The sequence below is a fragment of the Chromobacterium rhizoryzae genome (assembly GCF_020544465.1).
In the GTDB taxonomy this organism is placed as follows: domain Bacteria; phylum Pseudomonadota; class Gammaproteobacteria; order Burkholderiales; family Chromobacteriaceae; genus Chromobacterium.
In genome coordinates this window covers 4344542-4358582 of the sequence record NZ_CP066126.1, presented here as the reverse complement: position 1 = coordinate 4358582, position 14041 = coordinate 4344542, and the positions used below count along the sequence as shown (strand labels likewise).

General features: G+C 63.0%; 14 protein-coding genes. 11 read left to right on the top strand and 3 right to left on the bottom strand.

The features are described from left to right. Positions 1-184 precede the first annotated feature (184 nt). From pilB to yacG, 6 genes are all read left to right on the top strand, one after another. Entirely contained in the window at positions 185-1891 is a 1707-nt protein-coding gene (gene pilB, locus JC616_RS19805) for a type IV-A pilus assembly ATPase PilB (RefSeq protein WP_107800583.1), read from the top strand. Between the two features lie 71 nt (positions 1892-1962). Next, complete coding sequence (locus tag JC616_RS19800; RefSeq protein ID WP_227104937.1) at positions 1963-3186, top strand: type II secretion system F family protein; 1224 nt, start codon at positions 1963-1965, stop codon at positions 3184-3186. Next, positions 3183-4052, top strand: coding sequence for a prepilin peptidase (locus JC616_RS19795; protein WP_404990255.1), 870 nt, complete (start codon positions 3183-3185; stop codon positions 4050-4052). Before JC616_RS19800 ends, JC616_RS19795 begins: the two co-directional genes overlap by 4 nt. After that, the gene (coaE, locus tag JC616_RS19790) at positions 4042-4653 is read left to right on the top strand and encodes a dephospho-CoA kinase (protein ID WP_107800580.1); all 612 of its coding nucleotides are present in this window, start codon (positions 4042-4044) and stop codon (positions 4651-4653) included. The genes JC616_RS19795 and coaE overlap by 11 nt, the downstream gene beginning before the upstream one ends. A gap of 38 nt (positions 4654-4691) precedes the next feature. Then, positions 4692-5450 carry a cell division protein ZapD gene (gene zapD, locus JC616_RS19785; protein ID WP_019100891.1) on the top strand — a complete coding sequence of 253 codons (759 nt, stop codon included), beginning with the start codon at positions 4692-4694 and terminating at the stop codon, positions 5448-5450. A 39-nt stretch (positions 5451-5489) separates the two neighbouring features. Beyond that, positions 5490-5678 carry a DNA gyrase inhibitor YacG gene (yacG, locus tag JC616_RS19780; RefSeq protein ID WP_048409544.1) on the top strand — a complete coding sequence of 63 codons (189 nt, stop codon included), beginning with the start codon at positions 5490-5492 and terminating at the stop codon, positions 5676-5678. Positions 5679-5744: 66 nt separating this feature from the next. On the opposite strand, the gene JC616_RS19775 is transcribed toward yacG, so the two are convergent. Both JC616_RS19775 and tsaE read right to left on the bottom strand, forming a co-directional pair. Then, positions 5745-6983: an N-acetylmuramoyl-L-alanine amidase gene (locus tag JC616_RS19775; protein WP_107800579.1), complete on the bottom strand. Its 1239-nt coding sequence runs from the start codon at positions 6981-6983 to the stop codon at positions 5745-5747. Next, entirely contained in the window at positions 6944-7429 is a 486-nt protein-coding gene (tsaE, locus tag JC616_RS19770) for a tRNA (adenosine(37)-N6)-threonylcarbamoyltransferase complex ATPase subunit type 1 TsaE (protein WP_370445205.1), read from the bottom strand. The genes JC616_RS19775 and tsaE overlap by 40 nt, the downstream gene beginning before the upstream one ends. On the opposite strand from tsaE, the gene queG reads away from it, so the two are divergent. Next, positions 7428-8510 (top strand): tRNA epoxyqueuosine(34) reductase QueG, encoded by a 1083-nt coding sequence (gene queG, locus JC616_RS19765; RefSeq protein WP_370445204.1) that lies wholly within the window; start codon positions 7428-7430, stop codon positions 8508-8510. The two genes, tsaE and queG, sit on opposite strands and share 2 nt — an antisense overlap. Before the next feature lie 3 nt (positions 8511-8513). On the opposite strand, the gene JC616_RS19760 is transcribed toward queG, so the two are convergent. Further along, the gene (locus JC616_RS19760) at positions 8514-8930 is read right to left on the bottom strand and encodes a MaoC family dehydratase (RefSeq protein ID WP_107800577.1); all 417 of its coding nucleotides are present in this window, start codon (positions 8928-8930) and stop codon (positions 8514-8516) included. Positions 8931-9246: 316 nt separating this feature from the next. Here JC616_RS19760 and JC616_RS19755 point away from each other — a divergent pair, with 316 nt between their 5' ends. The 4 genes from JC616_RS19755 to JC616_RS19740 all read left to right on the top strand — a co-directional run bounded on the left by JC616_RS19755 (position 9247) and on the right by JC616_RS19740 (position 14040). Beyond that, positions 9247-9996 (top strand): electron transfer flavoprotein subunit beta/FixA family protein, encoded by a 750-nt coding sequence (locus tag JC616_RS19755; RefSeq protein WP_227104935.1) that lies wholly within the window; start codon positions 9247-9249, stop codon positions 9994-9996. A 3-nt stretch (positions 9997-9999) separates the two neighbouring features. Beyond that, on the top strand, positions 10000-10932 hold the full coding sequence (locus JC616_RS19750; protein WP_227104933.1) for an electron transfer flavoprotein subunit alpha/FixB family protein: 933 nt from the start codon (positions 10000-10002) through the stop codon (positions 10930-10932). A 216-nt stretch (positions 10933-11148) separates the two neighbouring features. Next, positions 11149-12930, top strand: a complete 1782-nt coding sequence (locus JC616_RS19745) for an acyl-CoA dehydrogenase C-terminal domain-containing protein (RefSeq protein WP_227104931.1) — start codon at positions 11149-11151, stop codon at positions 12928-12930. A 483-nt stretch (positions 12931-13413) separates the two neighbouring features. Continuing rightward, positions 13414-14040 carry a hypothetical protein gene (locus tag JC616_RS19740; RefSeq protein ID WP_146176710.1) on the top strand — a complete coding sequence of 209 codons (627 nt, stop codon included), beginning with the start codon at positions 13414-13416 and terminating at the stop codon, positions 14038-14040. Position 14041: the final 1 nt, after the last annotated feature.

Sequence of the window (14041 nt, the reverse complement as noted above, 5' to 3'; positions counted from 1 at the left end):
GCAGTCCTTTTTGTTTTGGCGCTAAGCCGGACCTATCCAGCCGCGCCGGGATTTAAGTCAAAGCAGCATCCGCATTTTGCATATAATGTTGTAACGGTAGTGCGGCTGTCTTGAAGGCGGCGGGCTCTGGCACGGGAGCGTCGCGCGGTGTCCTCAAATCTGTTTACTGGTGAGTTGCAAGCGTATGGAAGCTTCGGCTGGCATTTCCGGCTTGGGTCGGGCCTTGGTGCAAAACAATATGCTGTTGCAGCAGGATGCGGACGCCATTCTGCGTCAGTCTCAGGCATCGCATATCAGCTTTGTCGAGCAGCTGATTCAGAGCAAGAAGATGACGGCGCAGGATGTCGCGATGTTCGCGTCCAAGACCTTTGGCTATCCCTTATTGGACATGTCGGCCATTGATCTCGATCAGTTGCCCAAGGGCGTGGTGGATGACGAATTGATCGCCAGCCGGCGCTTGCTGCCCCTGCTCAAGCGCGGCAACAAGCTGTATGTCGGCACCTCGGACCCGACTCAGACCTCGGCCTATCACGCCATCACCTTCAAGACCGGGATGACGGTGGAAGTGGTGGTGGTGGAGGACGACAAGCTGGGCAAGATGCTCGGCAAGTACGGCGAGGACGCCACCGCCGCGATCAAGGCCCTGGAAAACGAGGATTTTGGCGATCTCGAATTCGCCGATCCGGACGCGCCGGCGGATACCGGCGCGCAGCCGGACGTCGACGACGCGCCGGTGGTCAAATTCATCCACAAGGTGTTGCTGGACGCGATCAATGGCGGCGCGTCCGATATCCATTTCGAACCCTATGAGAAGTTCTACCGCATCCGTTACCGGGTGGATGGGGTGTTGAAGGAGATCTCGCAGCCGCCCTTGGTGTTGAAGGAAAAGATCGCCTCCCGGATCAAGGTGATTTCCAAGCTGGATATTTCGGAAAAGCGGGTGCCGCAGGATGGCCGGATGAAGCTGGTCATTTCCAAGGCGCGGGCGATCGATTTCCGGGTCAGCACCTTACCCACTTTGTACGGCGAAAAGATTGTGATGCGTATTCTGGACTCGTCGGCCGCGAATCTGGATATCGAGCAGCTCGGCTTCGAGCCGGAGCAGAAACGTTTGTTGCTGGACGCGATCGGGCGTCCCTACGGCATGGTGCTGGTGACCGGCCCCACCGGCAGCGGTAAAACGGTGTCGCTGTATACCTGTCTTAATTTGCTGAACAAGCCGGACATCAATATCGCCACGGCCGAGGATCCGGTGGAAATCAATTTGCCGGGCATCAATCAGGTCAACGTCAACGAGCGCGCCGGGTTGACCTTCGCCTCGGCCTTGAAGGCTTTTCTGCGCCAGGATCCGGATGTGATCATGGTGGGCGAGATCCGGGATTTCGAAACGGCGGACATCGCGATCAAGGCGGCGCAGACCGGTCACATGGTGTTCTCCACCCTGCATACCAATAACGCGCCGGCGACTTTGACCCGGATGCTGAACATGGGGGTGGCGCCGTTCAATATCGCCAGCTCGGTGTTGCTGATCATGGCGCAGCGTCTGGCGCGCCGTTTGTGCGCGCATTGCAAGAAGCCGGCGGACATTCCCGAAGAGGCGCTGTTGCGGGCGGGTTTCAAGAAAGAGGAATTGGACGGCAGCTGGAAGCCCTATGCGCCGGTGGGCTGTGAGGAGTGCCGCAATACCGGCTACCGCGGCCGTACCGGCATTTACGAAGTGATGCCCATCACCGACGCGATGACGCGTTTGATCATGCAGAACGGCACCGCCATCGATATCGCCGATCTGGCGCGCAAGGAGGGCATGGTGGATTTGCGCCACGCCGGCCTGCTGAAGGTCAAGGCGGGCTTGACCTCGTTGACCGAGATCGAGGCGGTGACCAACGAATAAAAGCGGTTTCGCGCCTCCGGCAGCCGCCGGAAAGCTGACTTAACGGCTTGGAATAAGAAAGAGGCCATGGAATGGCAGTCACGGTAGCGAAAAAAGCGACGCCGGGCTTTGTCTGGGAGTGGGAAGGCAAGGACAAGGCGGGCAAGGCGATACGCGGGGAATTGAGAGCGGAGTCCGAGGCGGTGGCCAAGACTCAGCTGCGGCGTCAAGGCATCAATGTCGTCAAGATCAAGCGCCGGCGCGCCGGGTTCGGCAAGCGCATCACCGAGCGGGACATCACCTTGTTCACCCGGCAGCTGGCGACCATGATGCGCGCCGGCGTACCGCTGTTGCAGGCTTTCGACATCGCGGCCAAGGGCCACGGCAACCCCGCCGTGACCAAGATGCTGCTGGAAGTGCGCGCGGATGTGGAAACCGGTCTGTCGCTGGCGGAGGCCTTCCGCAAGCGGCCCTTGTACTTCGACAAGCTGTTCTGCAACATCATCGCCGCGGGCGAAACCGGCGGCGTGCTGGACTCCTTGCTGGACAAGCTGGCCACCTACAAGGAAAAGGTGATGGCGATCAAGGGCAAGATCAAGTCGGCGCTGATCTATCCGTCGGCTATCGTCGGCACCGCCTTCATCATTACCGCCGTCATCATGATTTACGTGATTCCGGCGTTCAAGGATTTGTTCTCCAGCTTCGGCGCCAATTTGCCGGCGCCGACCTTGTTCGTGATCTGGCTGTCGGATGGCTTCGTCCATTACTGGTGGCTGATCTTCGGCGTGGTCTTCGGCAGCCTGTTCGGCTTTCTCTACGCCTTCAAGCGCACGCCCAAGCTGCAAGAGCGGATGGACCGCATTCTGCTGCGCATGCCGGTGATCGGCGACATCATCCGCAAAGCCACCATCGCGCGCTGGGCGCGCACCTTGTCCACCTTGTTCGCCGCCGGGGTGCCGCTGGTGGAAGCGCTGGATTCGGTGGGCGGCGCCTCCGGCAATCAGGTGTATGCGGATGCCACCAAGCGGATTCAGAACGACGTCAGCACCGGCTCCAGCCTCAATTATTCGATGCAACGCACCGACTTGTTCCCTAATATGGTGCTGCAAATGACCTCGATCGGCGAGGAGTCCGGCTCGCTGGACCAGATGCTGGACAAGGTGGCGGATTTTTACGAAGAAGAAGTCGATAATGCGGTGGCCGCGCTGTCCAGCTTGCTGGAGCCGGCCATCATGGTGATTCTGGGGATCTTGATCGGCGGTTTGATCATTGCGATGTATATGCCGATTTTCAAAATGGGGCAGGTGGTTGGATGATGGAGGAGTGGCGCTGGATCGCCGGCTCGTACCCGCTGGCTTTCGCCGGCGCGGCGCTGGTGCTGGGTTTGTTGCTTGGCAGTTTTCTGAATGTGCTCATCCATCGTTTGCCCAAGATGCTGGAAGCCGAATGGCGGCGGAATTGCGTTGATTGTCTGCAGCTGGAGGAGAGCGAGGCGGTCGAGCCCTATAATTTAATGCGGCCGGCCTCGCACTGCCCGCAATGCCGGGCCGTGGTGCGTCCGTGGCAGAACATTCCGCTGTTGAGCTTCCTGTTGCTGCGCGGCCGCTGCGCGAGCTGCCGAGTCAACATCCCTTGGCGTTATCCGGCGGTGGAGCTGTCGGCCGGCGTATTGTTCGCTTTCCTGGCCTGGCGTTATGGGTGGTCGGCGCAATTGCCGGCCTATATGGCCTTGACCGCGGTGCTCTTGGCGCTGACTTTCATCGATGCGGACACGCAGCTGCTGCCGGACAACCTGACCTTGCCCTTGCTGTGGGGCGGCTTGCTGTTCAACCTGCTGACCGGAACCGTGCCCTTGGCCGACGCGGTGATAGGCGCGATGGCCGGCTATCTGAGCTTGTGGCTGTTGTTTCACGGTTTCAAGCTGGTCACCGGCAAGGAGGGCATGGGCTATGGCGACTTCAAGCTGCTGGCCGCCTTGGGCGCCTGGCTGGGATGGACCTTGCTGCCTTTGGTGATCCTGCTGTCCTCGCTGGTGGGCGCGGTGGTGGGCGTGGTCTTGATTTTGCTGGCCAAGCACGGTCGTGGCCAGCCCTTGCCGTTTGGCCCTTATCTAGCGGCCGCCGGCTGGATTGCCCTGATCTGGGGGCAAGACATCGTGTATTGGTATTTGCATGGCTATTAAAGTGGTGGGGCTGACCGGCGGCATTGGTTCCGGTAAGAGCGCGGCGGCCGATCGCTTCGCCGAATTGGGCGTGCCGGTGGTCGACACCGACGCCATCGCGCACGAGCTGACCGGGCCGCATGGCGCGGCGATGCCGGCCTTGGCGGCGGCTTTCGGCGCGGGCGCGGTGCGAGCGGACGGCGCTTTGGATCGCGGCTGGATGCGCGAGCGCGTGTTCGCCGACGCCGGCAGCCGTCAGCGGCTGGAGAGCGTGCTGCATCCGCTGATCCGGCAGCAGAGCGAGGCCAGGGTGGCCGAGGCGCGCGGGCCGTATTGCGTGTTGGTGGTGCCCTTATTGTTTGAAACCGGGCATTATCTGCCGATGCTGGCGCGCACCTTGTTGGTGGATTGCGAGGAGTCGGCGCAACTGGAGCGGGTGATGCGGCGCAACGGCATGGACGAAAACGCCGTGCGCGCGATCATGGCGGCGCAATGTTCGAGAGCGCAGCGACGCGAACGCGCCGACGATATAATTTGTAATAATGACAGCTTGGCTGCGTTGAGGCTTCAAGTCGACGCCAAACACGATTATTATCTTGCCAGCCTAGCCGATAGATCATAACCGGGCTCTCGCGAGCCAAGCAGAAGGGCCGATGCGCCGTGATCAGTTTTGAGTTTCCCGTCACCGAGCGAACCCGCATCCTGCTCCGCCTGGAGCATCTCTACGCACGTCTTGGGTATTTCATCGGCAAGGACCATCCGTATGATCATCATGCGGCCCTGCTGGTGTTGTTCGAGCTGATGGAAACCGCCTCGCGCGCGGACTTGAAGGCGGATCTGCTGCAGGAGTTGGAACGGCAGAAACAGATGCTGGAAGCGCTGCGCGAGAATCCGCAAGTGGCGGAAGAGACCCTGGAGGGCGTGCTGGAGGACATCGAGCACGCGTCCAGCCGGCTGCTGGCGCTGACCGGCAAGTTCGGCCAGCATCTGCGCGAAAACGAGTGGCTGATGGCGATCAAGCAGCGCGCCGGCATCCCCGGCGGCACCTGCCAGTTCGATTTGCCGTCTTATCACCAGTGGCAGCAGAAGTCGGCCGAGGTGCGGCGTCAGGACATCAAGCGCTGGGCGTCGCCGCTGATGCCCACCGCCGAGGCGGCGGGCATTCTGCTGACCCTGTTGCGCGACAGCGGCAAGACCCATCATTACGTGGCGCGCCGCGGCGTGTTCCAGCAGATGTCCGGCGGCAAGGTGGTGCAGCTGATCCGGGTGGCCTACGATGGCGGCCTGGAGCTGTTGCCCGAGCTGTCCGCCAATAAATACGCGCTCAATATCCGCTTCGTCAGCGCGGTGACCGGGGAATCCCGGCCGCGGCAGACCGAGCAGGATGTCGAGTTTCACCTGACCAATTGCAAGTTCTGACCGGCGCGCGCGCCGGTCCTTGCCCCGTTTTGAGAAGCCATGTCTGATTCTGTTCGCGTTGTCGCCTGTCCCACTTGTCGCGCGCCGGTGCGCTGGGAGCCGCAAAGCCAGTTCCGCCCGTTTTGCAGCAAGCGCTGCCGTCTGATCGATTTGGGCGAGTGGGCGACGGAAAGCTATCGGGTGCCGGCGCAGGAAGAGTCGCCGAGCGAGGCGAGCCGCGGAGAGTGAGCGCCCGGCCGCAATGAAAAACAGGTCCCTGAGCGGGACCTGTTTTGTTTTGGCCGCGGGACGGACTCAGGCCCTGGCCGCCAGCGCCGCGCCCTGCGAGAAATAGCCTTTCATGCCGGTGAAGATGGCATTGGCCATTTGCTGCTGGAAATCGCTGCTGAGCAGACGCTGCTCTTCCTCCGGGTTGGAGATGAAGGCGGTTTCCACCAGGATGGACGGGATGTCCGGCGCTTTCAGCACCGCGAAGCCGGCCTGTTCCACCGCGCTCTTGTGCAGCTTGTTGAGGCCGCCCAGATGGCCCAGCACGGTCTTGCCCAGTTTCAGGCTGTCGTTGATGGTGGCGGTCTGGGTCAGGTCCAGCAGGGTGTGGGCCAGGTATTTGTCCTTGCTGCCTATCTTGACGCCGCCGACCAGGTCGGCGTCGTTCTGGCTTTGCGCCAGCGCCTTGGCGAAGGCGCTGGTGGCGCCTTTTTCAGACAGCGCGAACACCGAGGAGCCGCGCGCGGCGCGGTTGGGCGCGGCGTCGGCGTGGATGGACACGAACAGGTCGGCGTTCAGCTTGCGCGCCTTGGCCACGCGCACGCCCAGCGGGATGAACACGTCTTCGTCACGGGTCATATAGGCCTTCATATTGCTTTCCGCGTCTATCATGCGCTTCAATTGTTTGCCGATGCTCAGCACCACGTCCTTCTCGCGCGTGCCGTTCAGACCGACGGCGCCGGGATCGATGCCGCCGTGGCCGGGGTCCAGCATCACGATGATGGGGCGATTGCTGTCTTTTTTCTTGGGCTTGATCTGCGGCGCAGGCTGTTCCAGCTTGCCCTTGTTGTAGTCCTGAAGCAGGGCGAGCAAGGGATCGTCCTGCTTGCCGGCCGGGTAGAGGTCCACCACCAGCCGGTGTTTGTACTCGGCCACCGGCGTCATGGTGAAGGCCTGCGGTGTGATGTCCGCTTTCAACTCCAGCACCAGGCGCACCGTGTCCGGATCGAACTGGCCGGCGCGGGCGGTCTTGATATAGGGGTCGGCGGCGGAAATCTGGCCGCCGATGTCTTTGAGCACGCTGTTGAGCTGCACGCCTTGCAGGTCGATCACCAGCCGGTTGGGGTTGGCGATGGTGAACTGCTTGTATTGGATGGCCTCGCTGGCCTCCAGCGTGATGCGGGTGTAAAGCGACGCCGGCCAGATGCGCAGGGCGACGATCTGACTGTTGGCGGCGAAGCCGACGCGGCTCACCGACAGCATGAAGGTGGCGGCCGCAGCGCCGATCAAGCGGCGGCGGAGGGGATCGAAAGTCGAATCAGGCATGACTGTCCGGTTTCTGAGTGGGCAAGTAAACGATAATTGCGACCATTTCCGGCCACGGCTAGTTCCAGCACGATGTCGGCGCGCGGCAAGAGCTCTGCTGCCTTGTCCGGCCACTCGACCAGGCACAGGCTGTCCGGGCCGAAGTATTCGCGGAAGCCGGCATCCTCCCATTCCTCGGGGTCGGCGAAACGGTACAGGTCGAAATGGTGCACGCTATAGTGAGGAAAAGGATAGCTCTCCACCAGAGTATAGGTGGGGCTTTTGACCTTGCCGGCATGGCCGAGCGCGGTCAGCAGGCCGCGCGTGAACGTGGTCTTGCCCGCGCCCAGATCGCCCAATAGATAGACGACGAGGCCGGCTTGCGCCGCTTCGGCGAAGGCTTTGCCCAGCGCCAGGGTGGCGGTTTCATCTTCCAGGTAGCCGCAGCGAACGCTGGTATCATCCATGGCCATGACCGAAAACTCTTTACAAAAACCGGATTATCCCGAATTGGCGCGCCAAATCAAAGCCTGGGCGCGCGAATTGGGTTTTGCCGACGCCAGAATCGGTCGCGCCGGCCTGCCGCCGGAGGCGGAACAGAAGTTGAACGCCTGGCTGGCCGCCGGCCATCACGGCGAGATGGACTATATGGCCCGCCACGGCGCTTTGCGGGTCAAGCCGGCGGATCTGGTGCCTGGCACCCTGTCCGTTATTTCCCTGCGCATGCATTACTGGCCGCAGGCGCGCGCGTCGGCCGAGGTGCTGGCCGACGGCGGCAAAGCCTATTTATCGCGCTACGCGCTGGGGCGCGACTATCACAAGGTCTTGCGCAACCGGCTGCAGGCGCTGGCGGATCGGATCAAGCGGGAGATAGGTGAGTTCGGCTACCGGGTGTTCACCGACAGCGCGCCGGTGGCCGAGGTGGCGCTGGCGGCGCAGGCCGGCCTGGGCTGGCGCGGCAAACACACTCTGTTGCTGACCAAGAACGAGGGCTCGCTGTTTTTCCTGGGAGAGGTCTTCACCGACCTGCCCCTGCCGGAGGACGAGGCGGAGGACGGCCATTGCGGCCGCTGCACTCGTTGCATCGATGTCTGTCCCACCGCGGCCATCGTCGCGCCCTATACCGTGGACGCGCGGCGCTGCATTTCTTATCTGACGATAGAGCTGAAGCGGGCGATTCCGGAGGAGATGCGGCCCTTGATCGGCAACCGCGTCTACGGCTGCGACGATTGCCAGCTGTTCTGTCCTTGGAACCGTTTCGCGGTCGACACCCGGGAGACCGATTTTGCGGTGCGTCATGGTTTGGACGACGTGAGCTTGCTAGAGTTGTTCGCCTGGAGCGAGGCCGAGTTCAAGGAGAAGATGGCCGGCAGCCCGATTTACCGCATCGGCTACCTCAAGTGGCTGTCCAATCTGGCGGTGGGGCTGGGCAACGCGCCCACCGCGCCGGAGGTGGTGGCGGGCTTGCGCGCGCGTCTGGATTTTCCCGACGAGATGGTGGCCGAGCCGGTGCGTTGGGCGCTGGGCCGGCACGGCGTCATCGTTTGAAGCTCAGGGTTTGCTGGGCGCCTTGACCAGGGATTCGCCTTCCAGCACCACCTTGCCGCGGACCGAGCACTGGGTCGCCAGTTTGACGAAGTGTTTGTCCGGATTCAGTTCGATCACGGTGGCGCGGGCGGTCACGGTGTCGCCGATGCGCACCGGCGCTTTGAAACGGGTGGATTGCGATAGATAAATGGTGCCGTGGCCGGGCAACTGGGTGCCCACTACGGTGGAAATCAGGCTGGCGGTCAGCATGCCGTGCGCGATGCGCGTTTCGAACGGCGTCTGTTCCGCGTACTCCTGATTGATGTGCACCGGATTGTTGTCGCCGGACACGGCGGCGAACATCAGCACGTCGGCTTCGGTGATGGTCTTGCTGAATTCGGCGAAATCGCCGAGGCCAAGATCTTCAAACCAAACAGTCATGACCGCTCCTGACTTGATATGACGGGGAAATGTTGCAGTGCATTGTGACAGCTTTTGGCCGGAATGCAAATTACCGAGAAATCACGTACTATCGGCGATAAGTTGCGTTTTTGCCACGCTGTATGCAATACAAATCAACCAAACGCTCGTTTGAATTTGTGCTTGGGGCATAATCAGGCTTGCTTCGGCAATTGCTGCTTCCGCGTTCGATCAATCCAGACGGCGGCATTTCTGAAACGGCCGCGCTTGGCGCGGCGGCGGCGACGGTCCGCTCCAGGTTTCTTTTTAGAGATGTCCAGAGGTTTGTTGGAGGAATATGAAAGTTCTAGTCGCTGTGAAACGCGTTGTGGATTACAACGTGAAGGTTCGGGTCAAGGCCGACGGCACTGACGTGGATATCGCCAACGTCAAGATGTCGATGAACCCGTTTGACGAAATCGCGGTGGAAGAGGCGGTGCGTCTCAAGGAAGCCGGCAAGGTCAGCGAAATCGTCGTGGTGTCGCTGGGCGTCAAGCAATGCGAGGAAACGCTGCGCACCGCGCTGGCGATGGGCGCCGACCGCGCCATCCTGGTGGAAACCGATGCGGAGCTGCAGCCGCTGGCGGTGGCCAAGCTGCTGAAGGCGGTGGCGGACAAGGAACAGCCGCAGCTCTTGATCGTGGGCAAGCAGGCGATCGACGACGACGCCAACCAGACCGGCCAGATGGTGTCGGCGCTGCTGGGCTGGGGCCAGGGCACGTTCGCCTCCAAGGTGGACTTGTCGGCCGAGACCGTGGACGTTACCCGCGAGATCGACGGCGGCTTGGAAACCGTCAAGCTGCGTTTGCCGGCGGTGGTCACCTCCGACCTGCGCCTGAACGAGCCGCGCTTCATCAAGCTGCCCAACATCATGGCCGCCAAGAAAAAGCCGCTGGACAAGACCACGCCGGCGGAACTGGGCGTGGACGCCGCTCCGCGTCTGAAGACGCTGAAGGTGGCCGAGCCTTCCAAGCGCAGCGCCGGCATCAAGGTGGCCAACGCCGCCGAGCTGGTCGCCAAACTGAAAACCGAAGCAAAGGTGCTGTAAGCCATGGCCATTCTCGTTATCGCTGAACACGACAACCAGAGCCTGAAAGCAGGCACCCTGAACACCATCACCGCCGCTGGCAAGCTGGGCGAAGTGCATGTGCTGGTGGCCGGCCACAACGCCGCCGCCGCCGCCGAGGCCGCCAAAGGCGTGGCCGGCGTCGCCAAAGTGCTGCTGGCCGACGCCGCTCACTACGCGCATGGCCTGGCCGAGAACCTGGGCGCGCTGGTGTCCGGCCTGGCCAAGAGCTACAGCCACGTGCTGGCGCCGGCGTCCTCCTTCGGCAAGAACCTGCTGCCGCGCGTAGCCGCTTTGCTGGACGTGGCGCAGATCTCCGAGATCGTCGCCATCGAATCCGCCGATACCTTCGTGCGGCCCATTTACGCCGGCAACGTGCTGGCCACCGTGCAGTCCGCCGACCCGATCAAGGTCATCACCGTGCGCACCACCGCCTTCGACGCGGCGGGCCAGGGCGGTTCCGCCGCGGTGGAAACCGTGGCCGCGGCAGCGGACGCGCAGCTGTCCAGCTTCGTCGGCCAGGAACTGACCAAGTCCGACCGTCCGGAACTGGGCTCGGCCAAGGTCATCGTTTCCGGCGGCCGCGCGCTGGGTTCGGAGGAGCAGTTCAAGGCGGTGATCGATCCGCTGGCGGACAAGCTCTCCGCCGCCGTGGGCGCTTCCCGCGCCGCGGTGGACGCCGGCTACGCGCCGAACGACTACCAGGTGGGCCAGACCGGCAAGGTGGTGGCGCCGCAGCTGTACTTCGCGGTTGGCATTTCCGGCGCGATCCAGCACCTGGCCGGCATGAAGGACTCCAAGGTGATCGTCGCCATCAACAAGGACGAGGAAGCGCCCATCTTCCAGGTGGCGGATTACGGCATCGTCGGCGATCTGTTCACCGTAGTGCCGGAGTTGATGGCCGAGTTGTCCAAATAATCCCGGATCCGCGCCGCGAGTCTCTCGCCGGCGCGGACAGCGGGCCGGGCGAGCCGCCCGGAACAATAATATTCAGCCGGCAACGCCCGCGCGCAGTCATCGGCCCGATGCGGGCCGGACCCGCCGCGGCGCTTGCCGGCTTTTTCATGTCTGCGAATAGAAACCGATTGCCGGCCGAACCGGCGGTCCCAGCCATCCAAACACGAGGAGAAGGCGATGATTTATCAAGCACCGATTAAGGACATTCAATTCGCGCTCAATGAGCTGGCCGAGCTGCCGGCCGTCTGCGGCCTGCCGGGCTACGGCGAATGCTCGGTGGAGCTGGTGGACGCCATTCTGGAGGAGGGCGCCAAGTTTGCCGAAGGCGTGCTGGCGCCGATCAACAAGCAGGGCGATCAGGGCGCCAAATGGCGCGACGGCGAGGTCAGCGCCGCGCCCGGCTTCAAGGACGCCTGGCGTCAGTACGTCGAATCCGGCTGGGTGGGCCTGCGCGCGCCGGAAGCCTACGGCGGCCAGGGCATGCCGGCCTTGGTGGCCACCGCGGCCGAGGAAATGTGGTGTTCCGCCAATCTGGCTTTCTCGCTGGCGCCGCTGTTGACGCTGGGCGCGATCGAGGCCATTCATCATCACGCCTCGGAAGAACTCAAGAAGGTCTATCTGCCGCCAATGTCCAGCGGCGCCTGGACCGGCACCATGAATTTGACCGAGCCGCAGGCCGGTTCCGACCTCGCCCAGGTGCGCAGCAAGGCCTTGCCGCAGGCTGACGGCAGTTATCGCATCAGCGGCCAGAAAATCTTCATTACCTGGGGCGAGCACGATATGGCGGACAACATCGTCCACCTGGTGCTGGCCCGCCTGCCGGACGCGCCGGCCGGGGTGAAGGGCATTTCCTTGTTCATCGTGCCCAAATTCCTGGTCAACGCCGATGGCAGCCTGGGCGCGCGCAACGATGTGCGCTGCGTGTCGCTGGAGCACAAGCTGGGCATCCACGGCAGCCCCACCGCGGTGATGAGCTTCGGCGACCAGGACGGCGCGATCGGCTATCTGGTCGGCGAAGCCAACAAGGGCCTGAACTATATGTTCACGATGATGAACCACGCGCGTCTGGGCGTGGGCATCGAAGGCCTGGCGGTGTCGGAGCGCGCCTACCAGAAGGCGGTGGAGTACGCGCGCGAACGGGTACAGAGCCGCGCGGTGGGTTCGCCCGATCCGTCCGGCGTGGCCATCATCCAGCATCCGGACGTGCGCCGCATGCTGCTGACCATGCGCGCCCAGGTGGAGGCGCAGCGCGCGCTGGCCCTGTATACCGCGGCGGCGCTGGACCGCGCGGCGCGCCATCCGGTGGCGAGCGAAAAAGCGCGCAACCAGGCGCTGGCCAATTTCCTGATCCCCATCGTCAAGGGCTGGAACACCGAGCAGGCCAACGAAATCACCAGCCTGGCGCTGCAGGTGCACGGCGGCATGGGATATATCGAGGAAACCGGCGTGGCGCAGTACTATCGCGATGCGCGCATCACCGCCATCTACGAAGGCACCACCGGCATCCAGGCCCTGGATTTGATTGGCCGCAAGACCGCGGGCGAGGGCGGCGTCACCGCACGCGCCTTGCTGGAAGAGGCCGCCGGCTGCGTGGCCAAGCTGCGCGCCGCCGGGCTGGCCAGCCTGGCGGACAATCTGGACGAAGCGGTCAAGCAGGCGCGCCGCAGCGTCGACTTCATCCTGGATACCTTCGCCGGACAGCCGCAACGGGCGGCGGCCGGGTCCGTGCCCTTCCTCAAGCTGATGGGCATTGTGCTGGGCGGCTGGCAGATGGCGCGCGCGGCCCTGATCGCCAAGGAAAAGCAGAGCGACGGCGAGTCCGATCAGGACTTCATGCGCGCCAAACTGGCCACCGCGCGTTTCTACGGCGAACATCTGTTGCCGCAGGCGGGCGGTTTGGCGGCCGCCATCGTTGACGGCGCGGACAGCGTGCTGGAGATGGATGAAGCCTGGTTCTGAGGTGGTTCTAGGAAGATGCGCAACAGACGCCGCGGGATGCCGCGGCGTTTTTTGTTGCCTGGCCGATGCAAGAGCGATTATTGCATGAGCGTGTAATCAGGCTTTGAGATAATGGAAAAGACCTTGTTGCGGGTTGCTGCGGCGCGGCATCAAAAACCGTTTGTCATTAAAAATATTTTGCCGCATAGTGTTTGCTCCGCCCCTAGCTACGGGCGGTGTGCGAAATCAGGCGGAAAAATAGTTCTTAATAGAAGAATTAATCGCATGGCGCGCTGATATTCGCTTGAATATTGCCTGGCTATGCAATTCGGTCTTTTTTTGGATTGACCGTATCCTGATGGCGTGCAAATAATCCGCTGCATGACTCACAGCCAAGCTCGAGCCAAGTCCCGGCCGATCCCATCGCGGCGCGAGGCGCCCGCTTGAACTTGGCCGCAAGGTCCGCGCTTAGATTTCAAGAATGAATACAGAAGCCAGGATGCAATGAAGCAAGTGGTCCATTGGAGTGAAAAGGGGAAGCGGTTGTTGCCGTCGGCGGCGACGCTGGGGCGTCTGGTCGCCGCTTTGCCTTGGCTGGCGCTGGCAGGCGCCGCCGTGTGGCTGGGCATGACCGTGGCGCCGATTTTGGGTCCCGCGGCCAAGCAATGGCGAGGCTTAAGCGAGCCGGCGCCGCAGTCCGCCGCCGCCAATGTGGCGATGGCGCACTGGTTCGGCGAGCCGGTGGCGCAGCAGGCGGCGGCCTTGCCGCCGGTCAAGCTGATCGGCGTCTACGCGCCTCAGGCTTCCGGCGCGCCCGGTTTCGCGGTGATAGACGACAATGGCCGCTCCGTCGCCCTGTTGCTGGGCAAGACTACGCCCGACGGCTGGGAACTGGCCCAGATCACCGCCTCCGGCGTGTTGATGCGTTCCGGCGGCAGCGAGCAGTTCGTGCCGCTGGTCGAGCGCGTGCCCGGTGCGGGCGGCGCGGTCGGCGGCAGTGCGCCGCCGCCGATGCCGCCTCCGATTTCTCCTCCTTCCCAGGCTCCCGTTTCGCCCCCCGCCGTGGTTCCTGTGAATCCTGAAACCCCGCCGCAACCTGGGCTGGATTCCGCCAGCATGGTTCGCCAATAAG

What these genes read in the sequence shown, in the direction of transcription:
- pilB (WP_107800583.1), top strand. Translation starts at nt 185, where the DNA reads ATGGAAGCTTCGGCTGGCATTTCCGGCTTGGGTCGGGCCTTGGTGCAA.
- JC616_RS19800 (WP_227104937.1), top strand. Translation starts at nt 1,963, where the DNA reads ATGGCAGTCACGGTAGCGAAAAAAGCGACGCCGGGCTTTGTCTGGGAG.
- JC616_RS19795 (WP_404990255.1), top strand. Translation starts at nt 3,183, where the DNA reads ATGATGGAGGAGTGGCGCTGGATCGCCGGCTCGTACCCGCTGGCTTTC.
- coaE (WP_107800580.1), top strand. Translation starts at nt 4,042, where the DNA reads ATGGCTATTAAAGTGGTGGGGCTGACCGGCGGCATTGGTTCCGGTAAG.
- yacG (WP_048409544.1), top strand. Translation starts at nt 5,490, where the DNA reads ATGTCTGATTCTGTTCGCGTTGTCGCCTGTCCCACTTGTCGCGCGCCG.
- JC616_RS19775 (WP_107800579.1), bottom strand. Translation starts at nt 6,983, where the DNA reads ATGCCTGATTCGACTTTCGATCCCCTCCGCCGCCGCTTGATCGGCGCT.
- queG (WP_370445204.1), top strand. Translation starts at nt 7,428, where the DNA reads ATGGCCATGACCGAAAACTCTTTACAAAAACCGGATTATCCCGAATTG.
- tsaE (WP_370445205.1), bottom strand. Translation starts at nt 7,429, where the DNA reads ATGGATGATACCAGCGTTCGCTGCGGCTACCTGGAAGATGAAACCGCC.
- JC616_RS19760 (WP_107800577.1), bottom strand. Translation starts at nt 8,930, where the DNA reads ATGACTGTTTGGTTTGAAGATCTTGGCCTCGGCGATTTCGCCGAATTC.
- JC616_RS19755 (WP_227104935.1), top strand. Translation starts at nt 9,247, where the DNA reads ATGAAAGTTCTAGTCGCTGTGAAACGCGTTGTGGATTACAACGTGAAG.
- JC616_RS19750 (WP_227104933.1), top strand. Translation starts at nt 10,000, where the DNA reads ATGGCCATTCTCGTTATCGCTGAACACGACAACCAGAGCCTGAAAGCA.
- JC616_RS19745 (WP_227104931.1), top strand. Translation starts at nt 11,149, where the DNA reads ATGATTTATCAAGCACCGATTAAGGACATTCAATTCGCGCTCAATGAG.
- JC616_RS19740 (WP_146176710.1), top strand. Translation starts at nt 13,414, where the DNA reads ATGAAGCAAGTGGTCCATTGGAGTGAAAAGGGGAAGCGGTTGTTGCCG.